This window comes from Thiothrix eikelboomii (assembly GCF_900167255.1).
GTDB classification, from domain to species: domain Bacteria; phylum Pseudomonadota; class Gammaproteobacteria; order Thiotrichales; family Thiotrichaceae; genus Thiolinea; species Thiolinea eikelboomii.
Window position 1 is genome coordinate 73,806 of record NZ_FUYB01000005.1, and the last position, 25,256, is coordinate 99,061.

The following is a 25,256-nucleotide window of genomic DNA, read 5'->3' on the forward strand; positions in this document are numbered from 1 at the left end:
ATTAGCGGTTTAAACGCATAAATAAGTCACGCACCATATACAGGGCCAGTAGGCTGCGTCCTTCCGTACATTCATTACCCGCAATCAATTCATCAAGGCGATTTAATTTCCAAGGCACGACTTCTAAGGGTTCAGGTTCGTCACCGGGCTGGGTCGCAGGATACAGATCGCGGGCTAGCAATAAATTGGTATGGTGCCCCATATAGCCCGGAGCTAGGCTTACCCGCTTTAATAGTTGGATATGGTGAGCGCCATGCCCCACTTCTTCCATAATTTCACGATTCGCGGCTTCAAATAAATCTTCACCCGGTTCAACCTTACCTTTGGGTAAGCCGAGTTCATAGCGTTCAGTGCCAGCGGAATATTCACGAATCAGCAACACGGTTTCATTATCGAGCATCGGCACTATCAAGACAGCACCATAACCACGGCTGACTAAACGTTCAAAGATACGCTGCTCGCCATTGCTAAACTCAAGATGAACCTCTTCCACTTGGAATAAGCGGCTGCTGGCGACTAATTGGGTCTTATGAATAATAGGTAATCTAGGCATTGGGAGATTTTAGCACTCGATGCTAGGAATGCGTACTCTTCACGGCATAAACCGTAAATAATTCGTTTTAATCAGCATTCTTAGCATTTTCAGTTATGCTAGGTGCTAGTTTAACTCACACTATCTTTTGTTATGTCTAAGTTTCCTGATAACCCTTATTTGCCCTGGTCCGAGATTAACACGGTCTTTTTGGATATGGACGGCACTTTGCTCGATCTCCATTTTGATAATCATTTTTGGTTGGAGCATTTGCCAAAGCGTGTTGCCGAACATAAGCAATTAGCGCCCGCTGAGGCTAGACTGTTAGTGACTGAGCATTGTGCTGCGATTGAAGGTTCGTTGAATTGGTATTGCTTGGATTATTGGCAAGCTTACTTAGCAATGGACATCGTGGCTTTGAAGCATGAAATTGCCGAGCGGATTGCTGTACGGGCGCATGTTGAAGCATTTTTAGGGTATTTAAGGCAGTTAGATAAACGGATTGTCCTGCTAACCAATGCCCATCATAAGAGTGTTAATCTCAAGTTCGAGTACGTGAACTTAGCACCTTACTTTGATCGGATTATTAGCTCACATGAATTGGGCTTGGCAAAGGAAGAGACGGGTTTTTGGGAACGCTTATTAGCGATAGAGAATTTTCAGCCTGAACATAGTCTGTTTATTGATGATAATTTGCAGGTATTACGCAATGCTAAGCAGTATGGTCTGAAATATTTATTGGCTGTACGCGACCCCGACTCAACCTTACCGCCGAAAGATACCGCTGAATTTGAGGCCGTAGTTTGCTATCAGCAGTTAATGCGCTAGGGTCTAGCATTGGGTAGCTGTAAATAAAAGCCGACCCCCTAGGTTTGAGGGGAATTAAGGGGGTCGGTGAGCAGAAAACTCAAGAAAACTTTAAACAACTCAGTAGACTAGCGAGTGTGTGATCAATCAATGAGCAACAGCTTAACAGAATCAGTCCGCAGGTGATGCAACTAAATTGTTAAAAATGTTAACAACGGGTTAACAGTTGCTAGCGCTTAGTTTTAATGGTTTTACTGTAATGGGTTAGCTGTTGTAGGCTGGTATCTAATTCAGCGCTGAGTTGTTGAATAAATTCAGGGGTTTGGATACTAGGAATCTCGGCTTTTTCTATCAGAATCAGTTGATCCAATAAGGTTTTGGAGGCTAGCAAATGTCCAGTCGCCAATAAATTATGGGCGTAGAGTGCTGCGCCTTGCCAATCTTGGCTGTGGAGGCATTCAATTAATTCGTAACGACGGATCTGGATGAGGGGAAGAATGGAGTGGAAAAGATTCACTGACTTTTCCACTCCCAAGGTTGCAACAATAGTCTCAAGCTCACTCATAGCTATAGCTTTCACTCCACGCTGATCGGTCAGGTGAATCAGCGCTTCAACTGCCTATTATGCACCTATTTAAGCTCAGGATGCACCTTTTGATACGCAGTTAATAAAGATTGGTGCAACACACAAGTTGCTAAACTTAAATCAGGTGATGCAAGATTCCAAAAGCGCAGCTCACCCTTGATTAAGGCTTGGGCATTAGCTAGGCTGCTTGCCCCATAGATCAGCTGTAAATGCGCCAGATAAGCCTCATTTGATTCGAGTTGTAATAAAGTTTCTACACAGCGATACGTGCGCGCGCGTTCTGCAGGGAGTTGATCAAAATATTGAATCCATTGGCAGGCTTCTAAACTACGGCTTTGATCACCGATTGCTAAGGCTAATAAAGCCTTCAACTCGCCTACGCGCAAATCCGCCCATAGTGAATTGGCATCAGGCGCTAAGCCAATCAAAGCAGCAATCGGTTGAATATTATCAAGCGATAAATCCTCTAAGGTATCCAATAGCTCGGTACAGCCGGCCTCGTCTAATTCAGCCAGATTCAAAATAGCGGGACGTAAGTCATTGCCTGTATTATTGTTATCCCATTCCAAATCATCCACTGTATAGATTTCTGATAGGCCGGGGACTAAGATTCGGCAGGAGTAAACCCCTAAGTGCTCATAGTCCATGATATAAATATTAAAACTATCTTGATGAAGTTGCTGGCAAAGATGCGCAAATTCTTCCTGAGTATTGCCTTCAAAATTCCAGTCATTAAATTCAAAATCAGGATCAGCGCGTAGAAAATCCCAATGAATCAAACCACTTGAATCAATAAAATGAGTTTCAAGATTATGAGTAGCAGCGACTTCTTCTAAATCAAAATCAGGGGCAGAAAAACCGTCAAGTTTCTCTAAAGCACGCCCTTGTAATAGTTCAGTCAATGCGCGCTCTAAGGCGACTTCAAACCGAGGGTGAGCACCAAAGCTGGCATAGCAACCTTGATCTTTAGGGTTTAATAAAGTCACACACATCACCGGGTATTTGCCGCCGAGCGAGGCGTCTTTCACCAAAATACCAAAACCCGCTGCCCGTAATTCAGCAATACCCGCTTGAATCTTAGGATAACGCGCAATCACTGCGGCAGGGACCTCGGGTAAGCAGATACCTTCGGCAATAATCCGAAATTTAATCGAGCGCTCAAAAATTTCTGAAAGCGCTTGAGTGCGTGCTTCAGTGGCGGTATTGCCAGCTGACATGCCATTACTAACATATAAATTGCCAATAATATTCACCGGAATCCAAGTCACCATCCCATCGGCTTGGCGAGTAAACGGGAGCGCACAAATACCGCGTTGACTATTTCCTGAATTTGTATCAACCAGCATACGGGCTGTTAAGGATTTTTCTGGATTATAAAAAGCCTTTAACTCTGGGTTCAACAGCTCTACCGGAAGCTGGTCGTCGGTGATAGGAAGCCAACGTTCTTGTGGGTAATGGACGAAAGCTGCTTGCGCAATTGACTCACCTAAGTAATAGTCAGCCCAAAAATAATTAGTACTTAAGCGTTCGAAAAATTCACCTAAGGCACTGGCTAAGGCGGCTTTTTGCGAAGCACCCTTGCCATTGGTGAATAGGAGTGGGCAGTCACGATCACGAATATGCACCGACCACACATTGGCGACGGGATTCAGCCATGACTGTTCAATAATGTGAAAATCTAACTGGGCTAGTTGGGCTTGCAGTTTTTGAATGGAAGCTTCTAGCGAAGCATCTTTGCCGGGGATAAAGCTAGCAGTCATGAGTTAGTTCCAAAATAGATAAGCATGCTATTTTAAAGCAAGTCTGAGGAATTGTTTGCTTTAATGTTTATAATTCAATAGGAAGGTCTGGATTGTTCGAGCAAGGATATAGGTTGTGAACTGGAAGCAAGTGATTAATAAATATAAGTATCTCTTACTTGCAGGGATAATTTTTGTCTTGCTCGTATTCGGGGGGCAACTCGCTTATCGTGAGTGGATTCCCAGTTCATCGGTCATCACGACGGCAACTGCCCAGCAATACACCGAACTTAAACAAGCCTCAGGTACTAAGGGAGGGAGTTGGTTACGCAGCTTAAATACCGATATTCAAGCCGTGCAGGGTGATTTATTGTGGAATAGTGCACAGCAGCTTGGTATGGTACGCTTAGTGAATTTACCCGATCCTAAATTAGGTTATCAATATCATATTTGGGCGTATGATGCCCACCGACCCTCTGATCAACCGATTTCGGTGCTCGTGCTTGACCGAGGCTCGGGACAGCAGGAGTGGTATTTGCCACTCACTGCACCCGAATCCATTCCCAATCCCTATAAGTTTGAATTGACACTTGAGCCGCTGGCGACTCAACCGCAAGCTAGCGCTAAGCCTTTGGTTTTATTAATGGTGCAGTTTTAATTAAGCACGTTGAGCGCGCTTAGCCACTGTGCGGTCTAAATCCAGCAAGGTCTTAATTAAATAACTAGACAATTGATGCATTTCCGTCATCGCACGATATTGTCCGAGTTCATCACCGGTTTTAAAGTGAGCTAAAGCCCGGGCGCTGGCCTCATGAAACTTTTCATGTGGTTCAAACAGCTGCTCAAAAAGGTTATGCACATCAGCACCCAAAGCCTGAACTTCTTGTGGACCTTCTCCATATAGCCATTTACCTAAGGCACAATGATGGCAATCAGTGCCTTGGAAGTTCCCTCGTTTATTTAAGGTAGCTTTAATTTTGCTTAGATATTGCACATGATCGTTCATACGCTGTAAAAAAAACGCTGGTTTATTCATTGTTGAAAGCCCTAAAGTTTTATGGTTTAGCGTCTAGTGTGGTTAAAAATTCATTAGTTTTTCATAAGCTATTTAGCAAGCGAGTATTGATTCGATTTATGCTCTAACACTTGTTGTGCTGAGTTAAGGCTCTTTAAATTAAACTCCTGAATCAGACTCTTGCTCAGAGTAAGCAGCGCTTGTGCATGCACAGTAGCATCGGCTTTCAATTTATTTCTGGCAATCTCATGCTGATACATGACGACAAAGCGACCTAAACGCTCTATTTGCGGATGTAAGGGATCACGGAGTTTAATTTGGCGCAGGTAGAATACGACCCCATTTTTTTCACTAAAATTCTCCATGTCTAGGGTTTTATTAGCACGCTCAATCAAGTCGGCTAGGCTTAACGGGGGGGCTTTAGCTGCAGTCGTGCTTGGTTTTGGTGGTGTGAGGGGCGAAGACTTTGTTAGTTGAGTACTAGCATCAACCGTGTCGCTAGTGTCGATACTAGCGGTGTAATAAATAGCCTCGTTACTCGCCTCAGTTGTTACCTTGGTTATGCTGGTTTCAGGTTGGGTGACCACTGCTGCTTTAGCGGTGGGCTTGGCTGGCAGGGGTTTGAGGCTAAGGTTTGCAGCTGGTTTCGTCTTAGTGGCTGCTAGGCTAGGCTGTTCCTTGCTTGTTTCAAGGTTTGGCTTCGCCGTAGTTTTTTTCTTTTCGGCCGCTTTTTCAGTGGTTGTTTCACTAGCCTTGTCGGGAATTTTTGCAGCCGTTTTTTTAGTGATATTGTCTAAGCTTAATGGAGCGAGTGTGGTTGCAGCGAGCTTAGTTTGCTGCACGGGTTGGCGAGTGGTCGTTTGAATCGAGGTTGAGCTAAGCGCAACGAGGGCGGGTTCAAGTGCAGCCAAAGGCTCTTGCAAAGCAAATGGCAAAGTCGAATTCAACGGATAGCTTGCTGTCGGTCGATCATGTAGGCTCGCTTGTTCTGCTTGAGTCAATCCAGTTAATGTATGGAAGACCGTTTGGGGTGAGGAGACATGAACCGGTTTAGCTTGGAGGTCTTGTAGGCTTAAAGTATCCGGTTTATTTTGATATTCCACCGCGAAGGTGCTTAAGGTAATCGCCATCATACTGCTCAGTGCTAAGCTGCGCGTTACGGTTGGCCGCTTGTAGATCGTCAGACCCGTATGGTAAGCACGTAAAGCATGAATAGGCTGCAGGAAAGCGGTGGCTAGCAGATATAAGCTCTGATTAGGTAGGCTAATCAACAAGGCACTATCAATCAGGTTGGGGAGTTGTTTGGCTTTGACGAGGCTACCGAATTGTTGCATCAATTTATTGAGGTCAGGTAGTTGTTGGCTCGGCAAGCTCATGACGCTATGTGCCCCTAAACTGTCAGGACTACTTAACACAAAGTACGGTCGTCCCTCTGTTTGACCTTGCGCTAAAATGGGTAAAACCCAAGGCTGGTTTAAGTCTTGGGTAATGGTTTGCGCCTGTGCAAGATTAGCCTCAAGATCACGCAGTTGATCATGCTGAGGTAACAAGTGAATCAAAATACGTGAAGGTCTAGTTTCAGTCTGTGCCAGCTCTAAATCACGGCCACGATAAATCTCACCAATACCCGATACCGCTAGGCATTCTAATAATGCGTAGCGTTCGTCCAGTATCTTGTAGCCCATACCGGATGTGTTCATAAAGATTGCCCTTTAACTTATGTCATTCATATTTGGTTTAGATTTCATCTTAAGAGGATTCGGTAGGTAAAGAAGTAAACCTACACTTGTTACCCGTAACGTTAGGGGTGAGGATGCTAAACGCTGCGGATGTTTTTTTGTAAGTGAGGTAGGGATAAGCGTATTTTTTATAAAGAAAAACGCTAGATATTAAAGGTAACAAAATTATTCGTGACTCGTGTTCATGAATTGTTCACAATAACCCAAAAAGGACGCCCTAATTTAGTGTCGAATACCAATGCCCGTTTCATGGGCAGACTGCATATGTAAGAAGAGATTTATGGTTAGCAAGGAAAGCATCCAGCAAGAATTGGAGCGGATACTGGCGAGTGAATTATTCGGAGGCAAGAAGCAAGCCGGGAAATTCCTACAATATATTGTGAATGAAACCCTTGAAGGACGAGGGGAGCGCATTACTCAATATGGTATCGCGATTGAAGCTTTGGGTAAGCCGATGGACTATTGTCCGACTGAGAGCCCTGCTGTGCGTGTTGAAGCGGGTCGAGTCCGCAAGCTATTAGAAGAGTATTATGCAAGTGATTGCGATAGTAGTCAGCATGCTTGTCAGATTAGTTTACCTGTTGGTGGTTATACGCCCGCTTTTAAACCGGTGGATAGTGCGCGTGCCCAATGGCGACGGTTAGGTGGTAAACGAGTCCAATCCTCCGGCCCTAAAGTCTATATTGCTTGCCAAAGTCCGGCCTCCATTCGCGATGATCGCTTACGAAACATTATTTATAAAATTCGTTCAAGTATGCCGGTGATGCTGGGTAAGCTTGGGACAGTGCAAATTGCTTTAGCTGATCCGGGCTTTGCCTTTAGCTATGCGGATCATGCCTTAGAATACGCTTGGCGACAGCATCAAGCGGAGTTTTTATTGTATTCTGAAGCGGCTTGGCAAAGTGAAAGCCCGAAGTTACGTTATGTATTGATCCATACCTTATCGCGTGAAGTGGTTTGGTCGACTGAGTTTATGATTACCAATACCGAGGGTGATCAGTTATTAGATGAAATGTATGCTCGCCTTGTGAACGAAGTTTTCAGTCTCTATCAAGGGGTGGCTTTATCATTTTGGAGTCGTTATTGGTATCGGCAAGCGAGCATGCCAGAAGCTTATCAAGTACTCGCCGCCCATGTGCGTTTTTTGCAGGATGAGGCTAACGATCTGAGTTTCAATGCACTTTGGCAGGTTTGCCAAAAACGGACTCGTCAATACCATGATGATGCTTTGGCGCATTTGCATTATGCCGTCGCTTGCTTGTATGCCTATATGTTAAAAGCAGATTTGAGTGAGAGTCTAGAAGAACTCTGGCAACGTCAAGCTTTAGCCGCTTTAGAACTGAATCCGGGGAATGCTTTAGCCCATGCGATTTTTGCCTTAAATTGTTATGCTCGAGGTGAAAGCGAGCTCGCCCGTGTTGAAATCGAAATTGCCCGTAAATCCAACCCCTTAGATATTGGTTGTGAGCGTTTAATGGCAACCGGTTTATGTGCTTTGCGTGCTTGGGATAAAAGTTTTCGTTTGCTAAACGACTTAGCTGCTTCAATACAAGAGCCTAGTTATCCTGATCCTTTACGGACGGTGCCTTGTTTGTATTATTTCCGGCGCGGTCGTTATATTGTGCATGCTGCCACTGAGGCGGGGTTTAATGATTTAGGCAGTTGGGAGCAGTTCGGTGAATTGGTCAACCACTGTCGAGCGGGTGAATGCAAAGCCTGTGTGTATAGCATTAATCAGGTCGTGGATCGTTTACAGCCCGCGATTGGCGTAGGTTTGCAGGAATATGTGTGGGAAGAAAAGCGAACTAGCAGCGTTAATCTGAACAATCTCAACACGCTGAATAGTGAGTCGATACAATGAGTCGATGAATTAGTGATTCGTATTATCTGCTAAGTTTGCTTCAAAATAGCGATAATGGCCTTTAATTGGCCAAGCCAATAAAACATCTTCAATTTGAGTACCTGCCCCAACATTGTGGCCAATTAATGGACGTAGCTCATCGTGGCTGCGTTCAGCCAAGACAATGCCAATATGCTCTTGCCCACTGGGTAATTCCCAAACCACTAAATCCCCGGATTGATACTGATCAGGTTGCTCAGACACTGTTAAGTTTTTGCCTTGCCGCGCAAAATAAGTCATTAAATTAGGCACACGGCGATGATCAATATTCGGATCAGGCTTACGTAAACCCCATTTGTTAGGATAAATTTTGAAAGCTTGACGCATGTCTTCATGGACTTGTTTTTGTAAGTCAATGCCTTGAGCACGAAAGGCACGAATCACGACATCCGTGCACACGCCGGTCGCTGCATCGACATCGCCGTTTGGATAAGCCAATTTCACATAAGCCGGATCATAAGAACGGGTGATTTTTGTTTGCTCGTAGACTGAATTGATCAGTTTGGCAATATGTTCCGGTGGCTTAGGGCGTAGTTTGGGTGGTAGAGTTGGAATCAGGTCAGTCGGGAAAGGAAATGGCTCTACAGGAGGCTGAATAGGCTCAATAGCTTGATTAGGCTGAGTAGGCAGCGAAGTTTGCGGCGCTAACGGTATAAGGGGCGGACGCATTAGCTGCTGTGCTACCCAATAACTGAGTAGCGCAAAAACTAAGATCAGTAATAAATCATACAATAACGAAGTTAAGCGCATAGTTGCTGTAAGCATAATTTTTTAAACATTAAATCATAGTAGCAGGTATCGCATTTGAACTCTGAATTTCCCCATGCCAAACAATGCTTGGACTGTGAACGGATTTCGCCCAATACATTGCTGAATCGCCAGCTTCTAACACTTTACTTGGATTATAGCCACATAAGGAGGCCTGTACTGCTCCGGCACTTAAACTAGCAGGCAAGTGCTTATCACCGAATTGCAAAGGCAGCTGTAAGTTTTGGGTGAGCTGATTATAGTAATAGGCAATCTCACGTTGATCGGTATGGGGAATTAGCCAGATAAATTCATCGCCACCAATGCGACCGACAGTACCTATTTTTGTTAGGGTCGCTTGGAAATTGCGGGCTACATAAATTAAAAGTTGATCCCCCGCCTGATGCCCATAGGTATCATTGATCAGTTTGAATTTATTTAGATCAAGAAAAACAATACAAAAATCAAGCCTTTTTTTACACAATGCCTCTAAGCGACTGATCACAAAATCACGACTGGCTAAGCCGGTTAATGAGTCTTGTTCAATTTGGATACGTTGTCGCTTTTGTTCTCGCACTAACAGGTAAATTAAATGCCCTACGACTAGAAACAAGATCAGGCTGGCTAAGCCAACCGCGATCATTGATTTTAGTAAATCCTGCCAAGCGGCACGTGAATAGCGTCCATTGCCCGCCGAAATATCATTGACTAAAAAATTAGTGAGGTTTTCTCGATCATGTTTAAGCGCACTGATCCAACGAGTCAGGCGCGTATGATTCAAGGCTTGCTCACTGCTAAAGTCGGGATCCATTGATTTCACCCGAGTGAAAATATCGTCTACCATCTTAGCTAAGCCGGGGATATGCTGAAGATTAGGGTCTTGATCTAGGCTGCTTTGAACCACAGGCAGCCGACTCCAAAGTAGCTCATATTGAAAGCGCAGTTGATTGAGGGTACTGGCTTTGACTAAATACAATTGGCTTTCATGAATGGTACTTTCGATTTCACGGTTTAAATGCTCTAAGCTCCAAATGGTTTCATGTCGATACTTCTCTAATAAGAAAAAAGTTGATACTAAATTCATAGCTGAGGTATAAATTAAAACTAGCATCAAAGGGACTAAAAACCATTGATAAATATAGCGAAGATGATATGCAAGTTTTAACATGATGAGTTGATTTTAGTAGCAGTTAGTCACTCGTAAGGACGCGGATATAATAAAGCTGCCAAACAAAAATATTATCTAAACTACGGGGAGGAAGTTTATATTCATCTGTATTAATCATTAGCCAAAGAGGTCCTTTTTCTCGAATGGTAAGTGCTTGCCCATTAACCTTTAAAGCCAAGATCGGCTGATATTTGGCTATTGCTTGAAAATTAACCATAACCGAGTATTTGTCAAGTGAGCGCAGATAAATATCTCGAGCATTAGCGCAAACTTGTTTAAGAACATCGGTTAATAAAGGACCGGAGAATTCTTGAGCGATATTCGCCCAAGTATGCTTGGTTTTGAAGCTAGTTTGGGGGAGCGCTTGTAGTTGTTGCTCACTAAAAACGAATTCTTTAGTACCACAACTGCTGTTTGGGTCGGTCTGGACAATTAAGACTTGCTCCAGATTACCGGCTGGTTGCGGGATGGGGGGAAAGGGTGGCGTGCTTTGACTATTACCCGTGTGAGTGACAATCGGGCTGTCAGCGAGTGGATTGAGGAGTTTACTGGTTAAATACAAACCAGAGCCAATGAGAATCATCATCAAAACAACAATAAGGAGGCAGGGCTTTCCACATTGCATAGATTTTTATACCTTGTAAACATCTCAATAGACATCTAAGCAGATGTCCAAGGGGTTGGTTTATTTTAATTATAAAGATAGCGACGGGGAATAATCCACGGTATTTTGTTACAACCGATCTCGCATTCTATATGATAGACAGTTTTTAAATTTTCTATAGAGAGAACTTTAGTTACACTGCCGGTATCAACCACACAACCCTTGTCTAATAAATATAAGCGATCACAATAGCGTGCAGCGAGGGATAGTTCATGTAATACCACAATGCAGGCACGCTTTTCCTGCGAAAAGGCACGTAATAACTCTAAGGTTTGTAATTGATAGCCGGGGTCAAGTGCAGCAATGGGTTCGTCCGCTAATAATACGATGGGTTCGGCGGCTAAGGCGCGTGCTAATAGAACGCGCGTGCGCTCACCACCGGATAAAGTAGTCGCATCACGAGTCCGTAAATGCGCTATCCCTGTTTGTTGGAGGGCTTGTTCAATCGCCGCTTGATCGCTAGGGCTGATCGACTGCCAAGCTGCTAAATGCGGTAAACGGCCTAAAGCGACCAAGCGTTCTACACTCAACGGCCAATGAATTGTTCCGCCTTGGGCCAGCCAAGCCAGCTTTTGGCTGCGTATCTTGGCAGGAAGTTGAGTTAAGGCTTGGTTTTGAAATTTGACGGAGCCACTATTAGGCGTTTGTAGGCCGGCTAAAATTTTCAATAAAGTCGATTTGCCCGCCCCATTTGGGCCAATTAAACCAACTAACTCACCCGCCTGTAATTCTAAATCAACTGCCTGCAATAGGGTTTGCTGCTGGCGTTTAAATGAAACTGCGGTTGCCTCGAGTAAGCTCATAGCTGTTCCTTGCGGCTGCGTAAAATCAGATATAAGAAAAATGGAGCGCCAACGAGTGCGGTGAGTACCCCGACTTTAAGGGCGGCTTCCGTAGGAATGAGTCGAACTCCAATATCAGCCGCGAGTAACATGGCTGCGCCACCTAAAGCCGACGCAGGTAACAAGCGTGCTGGTTCGTAATGGACTAAGGGGCGGAGTAAATGGGGTACGACTAAACCGATGAAGCCAATCATGCCCGTGGTGGCGACGGTAGCACCTACCGCAAATGCAATGGCAATAAAAATCCGCCAACGGATCCAATTAGGACGGACGCCTAAGGAGTTGGCTGTTTCCTCACCTAAAGTAAGGGCATTTAATTGCCGCCCGACACCGAGTAGCAAGCTCCAGCCGATTAGGGTGAAGGGTAACATCAACCAGAAATCATCCATACTGCGATCCGTTATATCGCCCATCGTCCATAAAACCAATTCACGCATCGCATAAGGGCTAGGGGCAAGGTTTAAGAGTAGTGACATGGCACTGGTGGCAAAGGCGTTCACTGCGACACCCGCCAAAATTAAGGTGGTAATACTGGCATCACGCCCCGCTAGGGCAAAGACTAAGGCGGTTGCCACCAAAGAGCCTAGCATGGCTGACAAGGGTAACAACGCTAGCGAAACGCTTTGCCAGCCAAAATATAAAACAATGACTGCACAGAGGGCAGCGCCACTACTACTACCAATTAAATCAGGACTGGCCAGCGGATTACGTAACAAACCCTGCATCGCAGCACCCGCTAGACCGAGAGTTGCACCCGCAAACAAGGCAATTAAGGCACGCGGTAGACGAATTTCAGTCAGAATTAACGCAAAGACTGAGCTGCGATCTGTCAAGGCTTCATTGGCGGCTTGCCAAATCGGTAAAGGATTACGGCCAGCGACTAAGGACAAGCAAAATAGACAAAAAACTAACAAGCTCAAGCTAATCAGTAACCAACGGTCATTCATTTTGATTCGGATGCTCTGTTCAGAAAAGTTAAGCGTTCATCCACCAAGGTTTCAATGGTGTCAAGCGTCCACGGGCCATCACAAATGGTCTGATTGCTCGGGATACTAATAATATGAGGATTTAAGCCTAGACCACGCAAGGCCGGATGTTTAGCGAGCGCCTCTGCTCGAGAATAAGTATTGAGCGTATACGGTGAGTCGATTAAAGCATCTGGTTGTAAGCTGACCATCGTTTCTAAGTCCAGCGAACCATAATCCGCTACCCCTGCTAATTCGCCTGCATTGCGCCAACCCGCTAAATGGATACTTTGACCGCGTAAGGAGGCTGCACCCACAGTATAGCCATTAGGGTCATAGACTGCTGCTAAGGGGGCATTCGCCTCTAGCACGGGGAGCTGGGCTAAGCGGGCTTGCATCGTTTTGACGATGGCAGCCCCTCGTTCTGGATGGCCAGTGAGACTCGCTACCCACTCAATATTGCTAAACACTTGCTGCATATTATTGGCTAAGGGCAAAGTCTCTACTCGTATGCCCAGTTTTTTGAGCAAATTGATAGTGGGTAGACCGCCATATTCACCCGCGATCACTAAGTCGGGTTTAAAAGGCAGAACTTCTTCAGCCAAACCTTGAGTTGTCGGATAACCAAGGGCTTTAGTTTGCAAATAAGAGGCCGCTTTATCCTGTGAAAGATGGGTTAAAGCACTAATTTGCTGGGGGTCAGCGAGTAGCAATAATAATTCATCGGCACATAAGTTAATCGAAACAATGCGCTGAGGTGGAGTAGAGGACGCAGCCACCGTCGCTAAGCTGAATACAGCTAGCAGAAAACAGCTTAAGCACCATCGGTTGAGGGAAAGGCGGTAGCACATAAGTTTGCCAGTTTTGTCGTTGAATGAGGAGAGAGGCTTAGCGCCGCATAGTGGCATGCGCTAAGCCAAACTAGCAAGCTGTGGCGAGTTGTTAACTTATAAAATTCGCACTGTGGTGGGAACGACATGTCCGGTTTTGCCTAGACCGACTAAGCTGACCTCGCCCGTTGAGCAACTTGAAGGTTTAATGCAGTATTTAGAGTTATCCTGCCCATCGCCAATTCTGACTTTGGCTAAGCTGCTACGACCTTGATTGATTTGTACCTTGTTAGCATTACCAATGACGGAATCTTCTAAGGTATTGGCGACAAACCACCAAGGATAACGGCAATTAATCACAATTTTGTCAGTACCAATTTTAAAGTTTCGATAGCGTTGTTGCTCACTCAACATGAACAATTGGGAGTTAGCATCATTGGTTTGAATATCCAGTTCACGAATAGTGACCTCCGCAATGCCAGCAAGATCTTCGGGGGCATTGGGGATGGGTGCTTTGAGTTGAGGATTTGCTAGCGGAACATGTAGATCAATAGCGCGTATTCGATTTTTTGTATCAAGCTCTAAGCTATAGGGTGTTTCAGCGACTTGATCTAATAAGCGGTTGATTGGGCTGATCATCGTCAGGCTGCGTGCTTGTGAGCCGGTCACTAAATCAAGCGGGGACGGGGCAAAATTGAGAGCAAGCGTTTCGAGTTGCTCCACAGGAAGATGGAGCGGCATGAATTCTGAACTAGGCTCACTGGTTTGGTTGGGGGGTAAAAAATAGCGAGAGGTCACGGTTTTAGGTTTAGGGCGATAGGCTTGTAAAGCAATGTCACTATGATAGCCCGGACTATAAAAAACCGTTTGCCCATTTTCTTGAGTTTCTAGCCACTGCAATAAACGCCAATCATAAACCTGCTGTTTGCTCGCTTGTAAGGCAGCCAGAATCTGGGTTTCCGTGAGTGCTGTTACCCGCAGCGTGTGATAAGGCCGAGTAGGTGTGCTATTACGTACAATCAGTTGATGAATAGACAGGCCATTGCCCCATAAATTGATACCATCCCCCCCAAAGTCTTTAATTTGTAAACGGCCAATACTGAGTAGGCCATCGCCACTTTTCACTAAAGGTAAGAATGTATTTTCAATCACCAATTGCTGAATATGCAGTTGTTGATCAGCCTCCAAATGAACTCTTAAGCCTAGATCAATATTCCGATTTTTCCCCTGAATAAATAAAGTGTCATACGCGCCTTCAGACGCAATACTTCGAATGATAGTCATGATTTGCCCCCAAATTGACTTTAGCCCTAGTAATCGCTGTATAGATACGATTAATTGGAGTGCAGTAAACAGTCTTTGTTCAAAATGTATCCAATTTTAACAAGAAATTTGTAAACTTGATCAAGCTTATCAACCTTGTTTGGTGCTGACGGTATGACTAGGTCGAAGCCGTGAGCGATGGTCTGGATTTTCGTGCGCTATGAGCGCAAGCTAAGCCGTTTTTTGTTTTAGGCTGATCAGAATGGCTATGCACTCGCAGATGTCTACTTGGCGAGCAGATATGTATTTGCTGATGACCACGCTGTTAGCGGGTTTGGGTTGGATCTTTTCCAAGGAAGTTGTGGCTGTTTGGCCACCCTTATTATTTTTAGGGGTGCGCTTTTTCTTAGGGGGCGTACTGCTTTTGCCATTTGCATGGTCGGCAGTCAAACAATTAACGAGCTCTGAATTTAAAATCATTCTGCGCGTGGGTTTATTGTTTGCTTGCGGCATGGTGCTGTGGATGTTTGGTTTAGCGCATGCACAGCATCTGGGGGTGGGCGCGTTTTTAAATACCTTGGCCATCGTACTCGTGCCGTTGATTGCACTGGCTTATGGTGAGCGTCCTAGTGTATTAGTGTGGCTGGCTCTACCCCTCGCCTTGTTAGGCATGGCCTTGCTATTTTTAGAAAACCAGTTTGCGTTAGGTATTGGCGAGCTTGCCTTTTTAGCCGCAGCGGTCGTGTTTGCCTTAAATTTCACTTTGAACAGCCAAGCCGCTTATCACTTACCCATTTTAGCCTTGACTGCGCTGCAATTAATCATTGTGGGGGTGGTCGGTTTACTCTTATCAGCGGGTTTAGAAACCTGGAGTGTCCAGACTTTTCAGCAGCCTGCGAGTTTATGGTTGTGGTTAGCTTTAAGTATTTTAGTCTCAACGAGCGGGCGTTTTTTATTGCAAACCAAAGGCCAAGCTTTAACCCCAGCTAGTCATGCGATTTTAATCATGACCCTAGAGCCAGTTTGGGTGGCAATCATGGCGGCGATCTGGTTTGGGGAGAGTATGAGTGCTTGGCAGATCACGGGCTGTGTTTTAATTTTCACCGCTGTTTTGCTGAGCCGCTGGAAGGTTATTTGGCAGCTACTGAAAGGTTAACTTGCCTAAAACTCGTACAGTATCAATGAGTTTGCCTTAGCTACACTTAGTTTTATTCAGAGGTTAATTAAAATAAATAAGCTAAGGATCAATCATGAAAGTACGAACACTAAAGGGAATGAGCCGTCGTTTTGTTGGTTTAGGGATCGTCGGTGGGTGTTTATTAGTCAGTAGCCTGAGCACCGTTCAAGCGGGATGGAAATTAGAATGTGTCGGACGTAACCCCGCTTGGAGTGTGGACGTTTTGCCAAAATCTTTACAAACGCGAGTCGGTGGCAAAAGCGCTATTCTGCCTATTTTAGCTAAGAGTCAAGCCCACGGGCGGCATAATCGAGTCGCAATCAAAACCAAAATTCGCGGTGCAAATCGCTCAGATCGCTTGGATTTGACCTTAACCTTTACTAAATCATGCCGGAGTAGTGTGAATGGCAAACTGATGAGCTTTCGTGCTAAGGGTCAGTTTAATCAGACCAGTTTAAGTGGTTGTTGTCGGGCAATTCGTCAATGATGAGTTTGTTAGACGGATTGCTGCACTGCATTACTCCAAGACATCAAATGTTCTGCCAGCACCTGATCATTTGATCAAGTCTAGATGAGCCAGATAAATAATCATAGTGTTAGTATTTTTATAAGTAATTGATTAATTTGGTTTAATTTTATTTAAATTAATTGGCATGCCTTTTGCTAGACAAAAGCAACCCGTTTGGTTGACTGTTTTGGAGGAAACAAAACCAATGGAAGCTAGCCTAGTTGAACCCTTTTTCCAGCCACGTTATGTGCGTGTGACTCGAGTACGTGATCAGCGTTTTGTGGAATTTGATTTTTCCATTGGTGATCCGAGTTTGTTTGTGGAGTTGGTATTGCCGTTTGCGCAATTTCAGCAGTTCTGTCAACGCAATCAAGTGGTGGAAGTGAGTGCCGAGCAAGCTGCTCAAGTCGATTATGACCAGCTGAAATGGCGCTTTGGCAAACCTGGGGTTCGGGATTAGGTGTTTGTTACTGGAGGAGAACCTGCATGTCTTTGAATATTGCTGCAAAAGAAATTAAGCCGCTGCGCCTCAACTATGCGCATCTTGCCCGGCGGATGGGTGAGCATAAACCTGCCACGCGCTATCAAGAAGCGGTTTATGATGTCCAACCGACCACTAATTTCCACTATCCACCGAGCTGGGACCCAAGCCGCAAACTCTATGATACCGCCCGCACCGCGATTGTGATGCAGGACTGGTATAGCTTTACTGATCCACGTCAATTCTATTACACCAGCTATGTGGCCGCGCGCGCTAAGCAGCAAGAGATTATGGAAAGTAATTTCGAGCTAGTGGAAAAGCGTCATTTGTTACAAAGCCTACCCGCTGAATTAGCCGAGCAGCTTCGCCAAGTGCTGATTCCGCTGCGCCACTACGAATACGGCGCGAATATGAATAACCAAGATATTTGCCATCGTGGTTACGGCACGACGATTACTTCCCTTGCATCTTTCAATGGTTTTGACCGAATTGGTATGGCGCAGTATCTATCTCGGATTGCCTTGCTCTTGGATGAGAATGAAGAAACTTCACTGCATGCAGCGAAACAAGCATGGCTAGAGGCCCCGACTTGGCAAGGCCTACGCCATGCGCTGGAAGATAGCTTCGTGCTCGATGATTGGTTCGAGATATTAGTCGTACAAGATGTGGTGATGGATGGTTTACTTTATCCACTGATTTACGAGGGCTTTATTAGCCAAGTGGCCGCGCAAGGGGGAAGCGCCTTCTTAATGCTCACTCAGTTTATGAATGAGTGGAATGAAGAAAATAGCCGCTGGACGAATCAATTACTGAAAGTCACTGCCAGTGAATCGGCTGCGAATGCAGAGCTGCTAGCGCAATGGACACAAACTTGGTTAGTCCGCCTTGAGCAAGCCTTCATGCCGATTGCGCAATTAGCCTTCGGGGAGCAAGGCGCTGAGCAATTAGCCACTGTAAAAGCCACATTGCTAGCACGGTTAGCTAAGCAAGGCATCAAGGTATAAGGAGTCGGGCATGTCAGAACATAAAGTATTCATGATTTTCCAAAATACAGCCGATGCACAGCCCTTCATTTCGGCTTTTGCCCAAGAAAATTCAGCGGCCACTCTAGATTATCAGCCCGGTATGGTCAGGATTGAAGGCTTGGGTGAGCTTGGCATTACCCAAGCAGTGGTCTCGGAGTTGGCGGGGCGCGAGGTGAATTTGCAGGAGCTGCATCTCACCTTGATTTCCCTGTCCGGCAATATTGATGAAGACGACGATTATTTCCGTATTACTCGCCACTAAGAGGAGCAAGTCATGGCTAAGAAATTAAATATGCGTAAGCGTTATGAACTGCTCACCCGTGGTTTGGGTTGGGAGCCGACGTATCAGCCAAAAGAAAAAGTTTTCGCCCAAGAAGCTTACGAAGGCATCAAAATTACTGATTGGAGCAAATGGGAAGACCCCTTCCGCCTGACTGCGGATGCCTATTGGAAATACCAAGCGGAAAAAGACAAGAAGCTCTATGCGGTGATGGATAGCTTCGCGCAAAACAATGCGCATCTAAATTTGGCGGATGCGAGTTACGTGAATGCGCTTAAGTTGTTCATTCAAGGGGTTAGCCCGTTGGAGTATGCAGCCCATCGTAATTTTGCGCGGTTAGCGCGTCAATTCAGCGGGGAGGGTGCACAGATTGCTTGCCAAATGCAGTCAATTGATGAATTGCGCCATGCCCAAACCCAGATTCATACGATTAGCCATTACAACAAGCATTTCCACGGCATGCACGACCCTTTCCACATGTTTGATCGGGTTTGGTATTTATCAGTACCGAAGTCTTATTTCGATGATGCGAGTGCTGCCGGACCATTTGAGTTTATTACTTCAGTATCTTTCTCATTTGAATATTTGCTGACTAATTTACTGTTCGTGCCCTTTATGTCGGGGGCGGCTTATAACGGTGATATGGCAACGGTCACCTTTGGTTTCTCGGCGCAATCCGATGAATCGCGCCACATGACACTCGGCTTAGAGATCATCAAATTTTTGTTGGAACAACATGAAGATAATCTGCCGATTGTGCAAGGCTGGATTGATAAGCATTTCTGGCGTGCCTATCGCTTACTCGGTTTGGTGGCGATGATGCAGGATTATTTCTTGCCAGAAAGCCCTATGTCGTGGAAGGAAGGTTGGCAGATTTACTTCGTGGAAAATGCAGGTGCACTGTTCAATGATTTAGCCCGTTATGGCTTACGCATGCCGAAGTATCACGAGATTGCTACCGCCGAAGCGGATCATATTAGTCATCAAGTGTTTGGGATTTTCTACAACTATATTCATGCGGCGGCCTTTAATTTAGGTTTGCCGAGCGAAGCTAAAATGAATTGGCTCTCTGAAAAATACCCCGATACCTTCGATAAATATTACCGCCCTCGCATGGAAATGTGGGCAGAAATGGCGAAAGAGGGTAAGCGTTTCTTCAATATGGGTTTGCCACAACTTTGCCAAGTCTGCCAAATTCCAATGGGTTTCACTGAAATTGCTAAGGGCGAACCGATGCAGGTGGCTTATCGTGTCAGTGAATTCAGGGGCGATAAATTCCATACCTGCTCGGATGGCTGCAAAGATATTTTTGATCATGAGCCAGAAAAGTATGTGAATGCTTGGTTACCCGTGCATCAAATTTTCCAAGGCAATTGTGGTGGTGCAACCGTACCGGATGTGTTGGCTTGGTATCACTTCCATCCTGAAGATGGCGGTGATTATGCAGGTTCAGCTGATGAAGCACGCTGGAAAGCTATGAAAGGCACCGCAGCTTCCAGTACAGCCGCTGCTAAAACCGCACCCGCTGATGCAGCCTAGGAGAGATAACAATGGCCGTTAACTGTATTCAAGGCGATTACCCATCCATCAATATGGATAGCGTCGACCGCTTTCATGGCAATCAATTGGTCTATGTGGGTTGGGATAACCACACCAGTATTAGTACCGCGAATGCCTATCCTTTGCCACCTGATATGCCTTTTGGTGCTTTGACGGAGGCCGTGTTGCCGAGTGTGTTAGCACCCCATCCAGATTTTGCCTTGATTGATTGGGGCAAAGTTCAGTGGCTGCTGGACGGGCAAACTTTCACACCGGATATGAGTAAGAGCCTGAGAGAGAATGGCGTAGGGCATAAGTCCTTAATCCGCTTCAAAACCCCCGAATTGACAGGCTATAAGGGTACGGGGAATTAGCAGGCTAACTCAACCCCTCCTAAGCACCCCTTGTCAAAGGCGGAACTAAAAAACCCCTTCCCTGATAAGGGAGGGTTGGGGTGGGGTTGGCATCAGCTCCTAAAAGGATTACACAATGAGCTATCAATTAACCATTGAGCCGATTGGCGAAACCATCGAAGTGGAAGAAGGCCAGACTCTCTTAGATGCAGCCTTGCGGGCTGGGATTTACCTACCGCATGCTTGTGGGCATGGCTTATGCGGTACTTGCAAAGTCGAAGTGCTGGAGGGGGAGATTGAACACGGTGAGGCCTCACCTTTTGCCTTAATGGATATGGAACGTGAAGATGGTAAATGTTTAGCCTGCTGTGCACGTGCCGTCGGCGATCTGACGATTGAAGCCGATCTGGAAGAAGATCCTGATGCCCAGCATTTTCCAGTCCGTGATTTTGTTGGGGTGGTGTCTAAAATTGAGACTTTAACGCCCCGAATTAAAAGTATTTTTCTGGCAATTGAGAATGGTGGGATCGAGTTTCAAGCCGGACATTATATCAATCTGCTGATTCCGGGCATGGAAGCGTTACCACGAGCCTTTTCGATAGCTAGCCCACCTTCTGAGCAGCATCTGATTGAGTTGAATGTTGCTTTAGTCGAGGGCGGCAAGGGTACGCAATGGCTGCACAATAGCTTAAAAGTGGGCGATGAGTTGCGTTTTAATGGTCCGTATGGGCGCTTTTATGTGCGTAACTCAGCCAAAGAACCTATGCTGTTTTTAGCTGGTGGTTCTGGCTTATCTAGCCCTAAGTCGATGATTTTGCATCTATTTGAGCAGAATGAATCTCGACCGGTTACTTTCATTTATGGCGCACGTAATCAAGCTGAACTCTATTACCGCGATCTGTTTGAAGAGCTAGGGCGGGATTATCCGAATTTTACTTATCTGCCAGTACTGTCAGCAGAGCCAGACGATTCAGATTGGCAAGGCTTGCGTGGTTTTGTGCATGAAGCGGCTAAAACCCATTTTGGTGGCAAGTTCGCAGGGCATAAGGCGTATCTGTGTGGTCCTCCCGCGATGATTGATGCTTGCATCACTACTTTAATGCAAGGGCGCTTGTTCGAGCGGGATATGTATATGGAAAATTTCTATACCCAAGCCAGCCGTACTGCTGCCCCCAAAAGCCCCTTGTTTAAAAATATTTGAGGAAAGCCAATGAGTAGCAATCCAGAAATCGCTCAGAGTATTCAAGCCGCCGGTATTGCAACCAACTATCACGATCAGGGCCGTGGTGAGCCTGTGCTATTGATTCATGGCTCGGGCCCTGGGGTGAGTGCATGGGCAAATTGGCGTTTAAGTTTACCTGTGCTCAGTCAAAATTTCCGTGTAATTGCCCCGGATATGGCAGGGTTTGGGTTTAGTGAGCGCCCTGCGAATTATCAATACAGCATGGAAAATTGGGTGACGCAAGCCGTAGGTTTATTGGATGCGCTGAATATTACCAAAGCTTCGGTAGTCGGGAATTCCTTTGGTGGGGCGTTAGCTTTAGCACTGGCGATTCGCCACCCTGAGCGCGTCAATAAATTGGTATTGATGGGGAGTGTCGGTGTGCCTTTCAAAATCACGGAAGGTTTAGACCGTGTGTGGGGCTATCAGCCTTCTTTGGAGGCGATGAAAAGTTTGCTGGATATTTTTGCCTATAATCGCGCTTTAGTGACGGATGAGTTAGCCGAGCTACGTTATCAAGCGAGTATCCGCCCCGGTTTCCAAGAATCGTTTGCAGCGATGTTCCCCGCACCACGTCAACGCTGGGTGGATGCGATGGCTAGCGCATTGGCAGATATTCGGGCGTTGTCGCATCACACTTTGATTATTCATGGGCGGGATGATCAAGTAATTCCTTTGCAGAATGCCTATCAGTTACTCGATTTGATTGAACAGGCGGAGCTGCATGTGTTTGGGCAGTGTGGGCATTGGACACAGATTGAACATGCGACGGCTTTTAATCGTTTGGTTGGTGATTTTTTGCAAGCAGCCGACTAGATAGAACGAAGTGCTTTAAAATATCGACAAATTATACTATTCTCGATATTACCTAAAAGGAGAGGTAAAGCATGTTTGGTTTGACATCTGGTTACACCATTCATATCCCAGAAACAGGCGCGAGTTTTAATTGCAAGCCACAGGAAATGTTGTTGGTGGCGATGATGCGGCTAGGTAAGAAAGGTATCCCTGTCGGATGTCGCAGTGGTGGCTGCGGGGTTTGCAAAGTACAAGTCCAGCAAGGTAAATATGCCACTGGCAAAATGAGTCGAGCGCATATCAGTGAGCAAGAAGAGCAAGCTGGCTTTGTTTTAGCCTGTCGCTGCCAACCGCAAAGTGATTTAGTGATTACGGTGGTCGGGCAAATGCGTAAAGCGACTCACCGTAACGAAGTTTCTAGTTCAACTGCTGAATAGGAGGAGAGAGATTATGGCAATGACTGGCGTTTTGCGTCCCGGACATGTGCAAATACGTGTGCTGGATATGGAGGCCTCGCTGACCCATTACATCGAGCGGATGGGTTTATTAGAGACGGATCGTGATGACCAAGGCCGTGTTTATTTAAAGGGCTGGGATGAGCATGACTGGTTTTCGGTGGTGCTGCGCCCTGCTGATACACCGGGGATGGATTTCACAGCCTTTAAAGTCGATAGTGTTGAAACCCTCAACCGTTTAGAGCAAAGTTTAAAAGACTTTGGCTGCGAAATAACTCGTCTGCCTGCAGGTGATCTTAAACATTGTGGTGAGCGCGTAAGCTTCATTTCACCGATGGGGCATACTTTTGAGCTGTTTGCTCAAAAAGATTATATCGGTAATGGTTTGGGGAATATCAACCCACATCCTTGGCGTGAAGACCTGAAGGGTATGAAAGTCCATCGTTTTGACCATTGCTTATTGTATGGTGATGATCTGGATGGTGCAGTCAAATTATTCACTGAAGTGCTAGGTTTCCAACAGACCGAAAAGGTGGTGGTCGGTCCTGGTGGTTCAGTACAGATTGCTAGCTTCTTAACCTGCGGGATGAAAGCGCATGATCTTGCCCTGATTCGCCATGAGGAAAAGGGCAAGTTGCATCATGTTTCTTTTTTATTAAGAAGCTGGGAAGAGGTCTTACACGCAGCGGATATTATGGGGCGCTATAAAATCCCGATTGATATTGGTCCGACTCGTCATGGGATTACTCGCGGTCGCACGATTTACTTCTTTGACCCCTCTGGTAATCGGAATGAAACTTTCTGTGATTCTTACGATTGGTATCCTGATCATCCTGAAATCACGTGGACTGAAGATGAATTAGGAGGGGCAATTTTCTACCATGATCAACAGCTCAATGAACGCTTCTTGAGTGTCGTGACCTGATTGTTTTTGTGATCATCCTGAACTGGAGCAGGGTGAGTCTGCTCTGGTTTCCCCCTATGTCAGGCGAGTTGTACAACGTGCGGTACTCTCGCCAGTAACCTAGGGTCAATAATAGTTGATCCTCTAGGCTTAACGGGCTGGGGCGACCGGACTTCTTCTTCGTCAACTCGCCTGCTTTGAGCACCTCCAGCAGTTCGTGAAAGAGCGGCAGGGGGATTCCTACTCCGCGTTTGAACGCCGAGGGAGATAGGGTTTTCAGGGTTAAGTAGTTCATGCTTAACCTTATAGGCGAGAATGACTACTTTCGCAAGAGGTCTATTATTGAAACTTAAACTTAACCGTATAGCTGATTTCTACAGCGTATTGTCAAAAGTTGTCTCAAGTAAATCTAAATCAGGCTAAATAACACTTACACTAAAATAGACTTAAAAACTGAAATGGAGTTGTTACCATGAGTTATGTTTCCCCTATTCAGCAAAAACAATCTATTGTTGATCTTCTGAAAGATAAACCATCCAATGTTCCACTCTCGGAAAAAGATGTGGCAGCTTTCAGCAAAGCATTAGCACCACCTTTGCAGTTAGCAGAAACTACTGTGATTGAACTCATCGATGGTGGCCCAGGACATGCAGCACTTCATATTGATGATGGAAAAGGGTCACCATTTCTTTATGATCCTGCTGGAAGTTATATGCCAAAAAATGGAGTTCGTAGCAGTGATCTGATGTCAGGAGAGGATGCCAGTTTGGCAAATTACACGAAATTTTGGCAAGATAGAAAGGATACTGTGCATTTACATAAGCTCGATACAACCCCTGCACAAGAACAAGCTATTATGAAACGTGCAGAACAAATTGGTAGTGTGCCAGCCCCATTGTGCGCCAGCTCTGTTTCCAAAGCATTGGATGGTGTTTGCGGTATTGAAGGCTCTATATGGCCATCAACACTAGGGGAGAATGCTGAGCATGCAAACTGCAAGTAATGCCCAACACCCCCCGTATTATCTAGTTCTTTGCTTATTGATATTAATACCAGTCTATGTGTTAGCAGGTAGCATTTGGAGACTTAAGGACAGCGCTTCAGCCTTGGCAAATTATGAAACGTTGTATGCATTAGTTCATGCGGCTTTTATGTTATTGAGCTTGATGGTGTTTAAACGGATTTTATTGCAAGGACAAACGTGGAAGGTTCTTTTATTGGGTACACTGATGGGGGTTTTAGCAACCTATGTTGCCTTACCTTTATCCACACTGCTGGCTCTCGATGATGGAGCCAGCAGAATAGCGAATGGCTACCGAGCATTTGGTTGGGTAGAGGTAACGGCTGTCAATGGTTTGTTTGCCTTTTATAGTTATGCTTGGTTGTTGGGTGCAAGTCTTTTTATTTCTATCAAATGGCTGATGAAAGTTACTGCTAATTTTCAGTAGCCAGCCTCCATTTAGGGGAAAACTACTCATACGCGCCAACTTAAGATCCTAAGCTCTTGTTTCCTCTTGCGAACAGGATATGGCAACCCCATGTAGAATGCTTTTACCGACCAAAGTGAAAGTTCCTATGAAGTTGCCACCGTTATTAGATACCCGTTTTGCCCAATTCCTGCAAGTGTTGCCTGCCGATTATCACGAGCAAGCGTATGCCTTCAAAGCCTTCGCCCGTCCCCGCAAGATCAAAAGCCCGCTGCAATTGCTCCAGTGAGTGC

At 45.6% G+C, this 25,256-nt stretch carries 29 protein-coding genes; 17 read left to right on the forward strand and 12 right to left on the reverse strand.

Annotated features, from left to right (window positions below):
* Window position 1: 1 nt before the first annotated feature.
* Window positions 2–553, reverse strand: a complete 552-nt coding sequence (gene nudE / locus B5D50_RS07450) for an ADP compounds hydrolase NudE (RefSeq protein WP_078921966.1) — start codon at window positions 551–553, stop codon at window positions 2–4.
* Window positions 554–685: 132 nt separating this feature from the next.
* On the opposite strand from nudE, the gene yrfG reads away from it, so the two are divergent.
* Entirely contained in the window at window positions 686–1,360 is a 675-nt protein-coding gene (gene yrfG, locus B5D50_RS07455) for a GMP/IMP nucleotidase (protein ID WP_078921967.1), read from the forward strand.
* 208 nt (window positions 1,361–1,568) lie between these two features.
* On the opposite strand, the gene B5D50_RS07460 is transcribed toward yrfG, so the two are convergent.
* Both B5D50_RS07460 and ycaO read right to left on the reverse strand, forming a co-directional pair.
* Window positions 1,569–1,904 (reverse strand): hypothetical protein, encoded by a 336-nt coding sequence (locus B5D50_RS07460; RefSeq protein ID WP_078921968.1) that lies wholly within the window; start codon window positions 1,902–1,904, stop codon window positions 1,569–1,571.
* Window positions 1,905–1,969: 65 nt separating this feature from the next.
* Window positions 1,970–3,685 carry a 30S ribosomal protein S12 methylthiotransferase accessory factor YcaO gene (ycaO, locus tag B5D50_RS07465; protein ID WP_078921969.1) on the reverse strand — a complete coding sequence of 572 codons (1,716 nt, stop codon included), beginning with the start codon at window positions 3,683–3,685 and terminating at the stop codon, window positions 1,970–1,972.
* Window positions 3,686–3,800: 115 nt separating this feature from the next.
* Here ycaO and B5D50_RS07470 point away from each other — a divergent pair, with 115 nt between their 5' ends.
* A complete protein-coding gene (locus tag B5D50_RS07470; protein ID WP_078921970.1) occupies window positions 3,801–4,322 on the forward strand; it encodes an anti-sigma factor in 522 nt (173 codons plus the stop codon).
* Here B5D50_RS07470 and B5D50_RS07475 read toward each other — a convergent pair whose 3' ends face one another.
* Together B5D50_RS07475 and B5D50_RS07480 are read right to left on the reverse strand one after the other, a co-directional pair.
* Window positions 4,323–4,700, reverse strand: coding sequence for a CZB domain-containing protein (locus B5D50_RS07475; RefSeq protein ID WP_078921971.1), 378 nt, complete (start codon window positions 4,698–4,700; stop codon window positions 4,323–4,325).
* Between the two features lie 68 nt (window positions 4,701–4,768).
* Complete coding sequence (locus B5D50_RS07480) at window positions 4,769–6,379, reverse strand: hypothetical protein (RefSeq protein ID WP_143594289.1); 1,611 nt, start codon at window positions 6,377–6,379, stop codon at window positions 4,769–4,771.
* A gap of 319 nt (window positions 6,380–6,698) precedes the next feature.
* On the opposite strand from B5D50_RS07480, the gene B5D50_RS07485 reads away from it, so the two are divergent.
* Window positions 6,699–8,279, forward strand: coding sequence for a hypothetical protein (locus tag B5D50_RS07485; RefSeq protein WP_078921973.1), 1,581 nt, complete (start codon window positions 6,699–6,701; stop codon window positions 8,277–8,279).
* A gap of 9 nt (window positions 8,280–8,288) precedes the next feature.
* On the opposite strand, the gene B5D50_RS07490 is transcribed toward B5D50_RS07485, so the two are convergent.
* The 7 genes from B5D50_RS07490 to B5D50_RS07520 all read right to left on the reverse strand — a co-directional run bounded on the left by B5D50_RS07490 (window position 8,289) and on the right by B5D50_RS07520 (window position 14,818).
* The gene (locus B5D50_RS07490) at window positions 8,289–9,083 is read right to left on the reverse strand and encodes a DUF1287 domain-containing protein (RefSeq protein WP_200807049.1); all 795 of its coding nucleotides are present in this window, start codon (window positions 9,081–9,083) and stop codon (window positions 8,289–8,291) included.
* Between the two features lie 13 nt (window positions 9,084–9,096).
* Window positions 9,097–10,233: a GGDEF domain-containing protein gene (locus tag B5D50_RS07495; RefSeq protein WP_078921974.1), complete on the reverse strand. Its 1,137-nt coding sequence runs from the start codon at window positions 10,231–10,233 to the stop codon at window positions 9,097–9,099.
* A gap of 22 nt (window positions 10,234–10,255) precedes the next feature.
* Window positions 10,256–10,819, reverse strand: coding sequence for a putative pterin-binding protein (locus B5D50_RS07500; RefSeq protein WP_078921975.1), 564 nt, complete (start codon window positions 10,817–10,819; stop codon window positions 10,256–10,258).
* 104 nt (window positions 10,820–10,923) lie between these two features.
* The gene (locus B5D50_RS07505; RefSeq protein WP_078921976.1) at window positions 10,924–11,700 is read right to left on the reverse strand and encodes an ABC transporter ATP-binding protein; all 777 of its coding nucleotides are present in this window, start codon (window positions 11,698–11,700) and stop codon (window positions 10,924–10,926) included.
* Window positions 11,697–12,686 carry a FecCD family ABC transporter permease gene (locus tag B5D50_RS07510; protein WP_078921977.1) on the reverse strand — a complete coding sequence of 330 codons (990 nt, stop codon included), beginning with the start codon at window positions 12,684–12,686 and terminating at the stop codon, window positions 11,697–11,699. Before B5D50_RS07510 ends, B5D50_RS07505 begins: the two co-directional genes overlap by 4 nt.
* A complete protein-coding gene (locus tag B5D50_RS07515) occupies window positions 12,683–13,483 on the reverse strand; it encodes an ABC transporter substrate-binding protein (RefSeq protein ID WP_234975829.1) in 801 nt (266 codons plus the stop codon). The genes B5D50_RS07510 and B5D50_RS07515 overlap by 4 nt, the downstream gene beginning before the upstream one ends.
* A gap of 168 nt (window positions 13,484–13,651) precedes the next feature.
* Window positions 13,652–14,818, reverse strand: a complete 1,167-nt coding sequence (locus B5D50_RS07520; RefSeq protein WP_078921979.1) for a hypothetical protein — start codon at window positions 14,816–14,818, stop codon at window positions 13,652–13,654.
* Between the two features lie 241 nt (window positions 14,819–15,059).
* Between B5D50_RS07520 and B5D50_RS07525 the strand changes: the two genes are divergently transcribed.
* From B5D50_RS07525 to B5D50_RS20475, 14 genes are all read left to right on the forward strand, one after another.
* On the forward strand, window positions 15,060–15,953 hold the full coding sequence (locus B5D50_RS07525; RefSeq protein ID WP_234975830.1) for a DMT family transporter: 894 nt from the start codon (window positions 15,060–15,062) through the stop codon (window positions 15,951–15,953).
* 94 nt (window positions 15,954–16,047) lie between these two features.
* Window positions 16,048–16,461 (forward strand): hypothetical protein, encoded by a 414-nt coding sequence (locus B5D50_RS07530; RefSeq protein ID WP_143594291.1) that lies wholly within the window; start codon window positions 16,048–16,050, stop codon window positions 16,459–16,461.
* 226 nt (window positions 16,462–16,687) lie between these two features.
* Window positions 16,688–16,942 carry a phenol hydroxylase subunit gene (locus tag B5D50_RS07535; protein ID WP_078921981.1) on the forward strand — a complete coding sequence of 85 codons (255 nt, stop codon included), beginning with the start codon at window positions 16,688–16,690 and terminating at the stop codon, window positions 16,940–16,942.
* Window positions 16,943–16,968: 26 nt separating this feature from the next.
* A complete protein-coding gene (locus B5D50_RS07540; RefSeq protein ID WP_078921982.1) occupies window positions 16,969–17,967 on the forward strand; it encodes an aromatic/alkene monooxygenase hydroxylase subunit beta in 999 nt (332 codons plus the stop codon).
* A gap of 10 nt (window positions 17,968–17,977) precedes the next feature.
* The gene (locus B5D50_RS07545) at window positions 17,978–18,250 is read left to right on the forward strand and encodes an MmoB/DmpM family protein (RefSeq protein WP_078921983.1); all 273 of its coding nucleotides are present in this window, start codon (window positions 17,978–17,980) and stop codon (window positions 18,248–18,250) included.
* 12 nt (window positions 18,251–18,262) lie between these two features.
* Window positions 18,263–19,807: an aromatic/alkene/methane monooxygenase hydroxylase/oxygenase subunit alpha gene (locus tag B5D50_RS07550; protein ID WP_078921984.1), complete on the forward strand. Its 1,545-nt coding sequence runs from the start codon at window positions 18,263–18,265 to the stop codon at window positions 19,805–19,807.
* 11 nt (window positions 19,808–19,818) lie between these two features.
* On the forward strand, window positions 19,819–20,181 hold the full coding sequence (locus B5D50_RS07555) for a phenol hydroxylase subunit P4 (protein WP_078921985.1): 363 nt from the start codon (window positions 19,819–19,821) through the stop codon (window positions 20,179–20,181).
* A gap of 115 nt (window positions 20,182–20,296) precedes the next feature.
* On the forward strand, window positions 20,297–21,361 hold the full coding sequence (locus B5D50_RS07560; protein ID WP_078921986.1) for an NADH:ubiquinone reductase (Na(+)-transporting) subunit F: 1,065 nt from the start codon (window positions 20,297–20,299) through the stop codon (window positions 21,359–21,361).
* Window positions 21,362–21,370: 9 nt separating this feature from the next.
* Window positions 21,371–22,198: an alpha/beta fold hydrolase gene (locus B5D50_RS07565; protein WP_078921987.1), complete on the forward strand. Its 828-nt coding sequence runs from the start codon at window positions 21,371–21,373 to the stop codon at window positions 22,196–22,198.
* 71 nt (window positions 22,199–22,269) lie between these two features.
* Window positions 22,270–22,614 (forward strand): 2Fe-2S iron-sulfur cluster binding domain-containing protein, encoded by a 345-nt coding sequence (locus tag B5D50_RS07570; protein WP_078921988.1) that lies wholly within the window; start codon window positions 22,270–22,272, stop codon window positions 22,612–22,614.
* A 13-nt stretch (window positions 22,615–22,627) separates the two neighbouring features.
* Entirely contained in the window at window positions 22,628–23,557 is a 930-nt protein-coding gene (locus tag B5D50_RS07575; RefSeq protein WP_078921989.1) for a catechol 2,3-dioxygenase, read from the forward strand.
* A gap of 451 nt (window positions 23,558–24,008) precedes the next feature.
* Complete coding sequence (locus B5D50_RS07580) at window positions 24,009–24,539, forward strand: hypothetical protein (protein ID WP_078921990.1); 531 nt, start codon at window positions 24,009–24,011, stop codon at window positions 24,537–24,539.
* Window positions 24,523–24,984 carry a hypothetical protein gene (locus B5D50_RS07585; RefSeq protein WP_078921991.1) on the forward strand — a complete coding sequence of 154 codons (462 nt, stop codon included), beginning with the start codon at window positions 24,523–24,525 and terminating at the stop codon, window positions 24,982–24,984. Before B5D50_RS07580 ends, B5D50_RS07585 begins: the two co-directional genes overlap by 17 nt.
* Before the next feature lie 127 nt (window positions 24,985–25,111).
* Window positions 25,112–25,252, forward strand: a complete 141-nt coding sequence (locus B5D50_RS20475; RefSeq protein ID WP_200807050.1) for a hypothetical protein — start codon at window positions 25,112–25,114, stop codon at window positions 25,250–25,252.
* Window positions 25,253–25,256: the final 4 nt, after the last annotated feature.

What these genes read in the sequence shown, in the direction of transcription:
- nudE (WP_078921966.1), bottom strand. Translation starts at nt 553, where the DNA reads ATGCCTAGATTACCTATTATTCATAAGACCCAATTAGTCGCCAGCAGC.
- yrfG (WP_078921967.1), top strand. Translation starts at nt 686, where the DNA reads ATGTCTAAGTTTCCTGATAACCCTTATTTGCCCTGGTCCGAGATTAAC.
- B5D50_RS07460 (WP_078921968.1), bottom strand. Translation starts at nt 1,904, where the DNA reads ATGAGTGAGCTTGAGACTATTGTTGCAACCTTGGGAGTGGAAAAGTCA.
- ycaO (WP_078921969.1), bottom strand. Translation starts at nt 3,685, where the DNA reads ATGACTGCTAGCTTTATCCCCGGCAAAGATGCTTCGCTAGAAGCTTCC.
- B5D50_RS07475 (WP_078921971.1), bottom strand. Translation starts at nt 4,700, where the DNA reads ATGAATAAACCAGCGTTTTTTTTACAGCGTATGAACGATCATGTGCAA.
- B5D50_RS07480 (WP_143594289.1), bottom strand. Translation starts at nt 6,379, where the DNA reads ATGAACACATCCGGTATGGGCTACAAGATACTGGACGAACGCTACGCA.
- B5D50_RS07485 (WP_078921973.1), top strand. Translation starts at nt 6,699, where the DNA reads ATGGTTAGCAAGGAAAGCATCCAGCAAGAATTGGAGCGGATACTGGCG.
- B5D50_RS07490 (WP_200807049.1), bottom strand. Translation starts at nt 9,083, where the DNA reads ATGCTTACAGCAACTATGCGCTTAACTTCGTTATTGTATGATTTATTA.
- B5D50_RS07495 (WP_078921974.1), bottom strand. Translation starts at nt 10,233, where the DNA reads ATGTTAAAACTTGCATATCATCTTCGCTATATTTATCAATGGTTTTTA.
- B5D50_RS07500 (WP_078921975.1), bottom strand. Translation starts at nt 10,819, where the DNA reads ATGATGATTCTCATTGGCTCTGGTTTGTATTTAACCAGTAAACTCCTC.
- B5D50_RS07505 (WP_078921976.1), bottom strand. Translation starts at nt 11,700, where the DNA reads ATGAGCTTACTCGAGGCAACCGCAGTTTCATTTAAACGCCAGCAGCAA.
- B5D50_RS07510 (WP_078921977.1), bottom strand. Translation starts at nt 12,686, where the DNA reads ATGAATGACCGTTGGTTACTGATTAGCTTGAGCTTGTTAGTTTTTTGT.
- B5D50_RS07520 (WP_078921979.1), bottom strand. Translation starts at nt 14,818, where the DNA reads ATGACTATCATTCGAAGTATTGCGTCTGAAGGCGCGTATGACACTTTA.
- B5D50_RS07525 (WP_234975830.1), top strand. Translation starts at nt 15,060, where the DNA reads ATGGCTATGCACTCGCAGATGTCTACTTGGCGAGCAGATATGTATTTG.
- B5D50_RS07530 (WP_143594291.1), top strand. Translation starts at nt 16,048, where the DNA reads ATGAAAGTACGAACACTAAAGGGAATGAGCCGTCGTTTTGTTGGTTTA.
- B5D50_RS07535 (WP_078921981.1), top strand. Translation starts at nt 16,688, where the DNA reads ATGGAAGCTAGCCTAGTTGAACCCTTTTTCCAGCCACGTTATGTGCGT.
- B5D50_RS07540 (WP_078921982.1), top strand. Translation starts at nt 16,969, where the DNA reads ATGTCTTTGAATATTGCTGCAAAAGAAATTAAGCCGCTGCGCCTCAAC.
- B5D50_RS07545 (WP_078921983.1), top strand. Translation starts at nt 17,978, where the DNA reads ATGTCAGAACATAAAGTATTCATGATTTTCCAAAATACAGCCGATGCA.
- B5D50_RS07550 (WP_078921984.1), top strand. Translation starts at nt 18,263, where the DNA reads ATGGCTAAGAAATTAAATATGCGTAAGCGTTATGAACTGCTCACCCGT.
- B5D50_RS07555 (WP_078921985.1), top strand. Translation starts at nt 19,819, where the DNA reads ATGGCCGTTAACTGTATTCAAGGCGATTACCCATCCATCAATATGGAT.
- B5D50_RS07560 (WP_078921986.1), top strand. Translation starts at nt 20,297, where the DNA reads ATGAGCTATCAATTAACCATTGAGCCGATTGGCGAAACCATCGAAGTG.
- B5D50_RS07565 (WP_078921987.1), top strand. Translation starts at nt 21,371, where the DNA reads ATGAGTAGCAATCCAGAAATCGCTCAGAGTATTCAAGCCGCCGGTATT.
- B5D50_RS07570 (WP_078921988.1), top strand. Translation starts at nt 22,270, where the DNA reads ATGTTTGGTTTGACATCTGGTTACACCATTCATATCCCAGAAACAGGC.
- B5D50_RS07575 (WP_078921989.1), top strand. Translation starts at nt 22,628, where the DNA reads ATGGCAATGACTGGCGTTTTGCGTCCCGGACATGTGCAAATACGTGTG.
- B5D50_RS07580 (WP_078921990.1), top strand. Translation starts at nt 24,009, where the DNA reads ATGAGTTATGTTTCCCCTATTCAGCAAAAACAATCTATTGTTGATCTT.
- B5D50_RS07585 (WP_078921991.1), top strand. Translation starts at nt 24,523, where the DNA reads ATGCAAACTGCAAGTAATGCCCAACACCCCCCGTATTATCTAGTTCTT.
- B5D50_RS20475 (WP_200807050.1), top strand. Translation starts at nt 25,112, where the DNA reads ATGAAGTTGCCACCGTTATTAGATACCCGTTTTGCCCAATTCCTGCAA.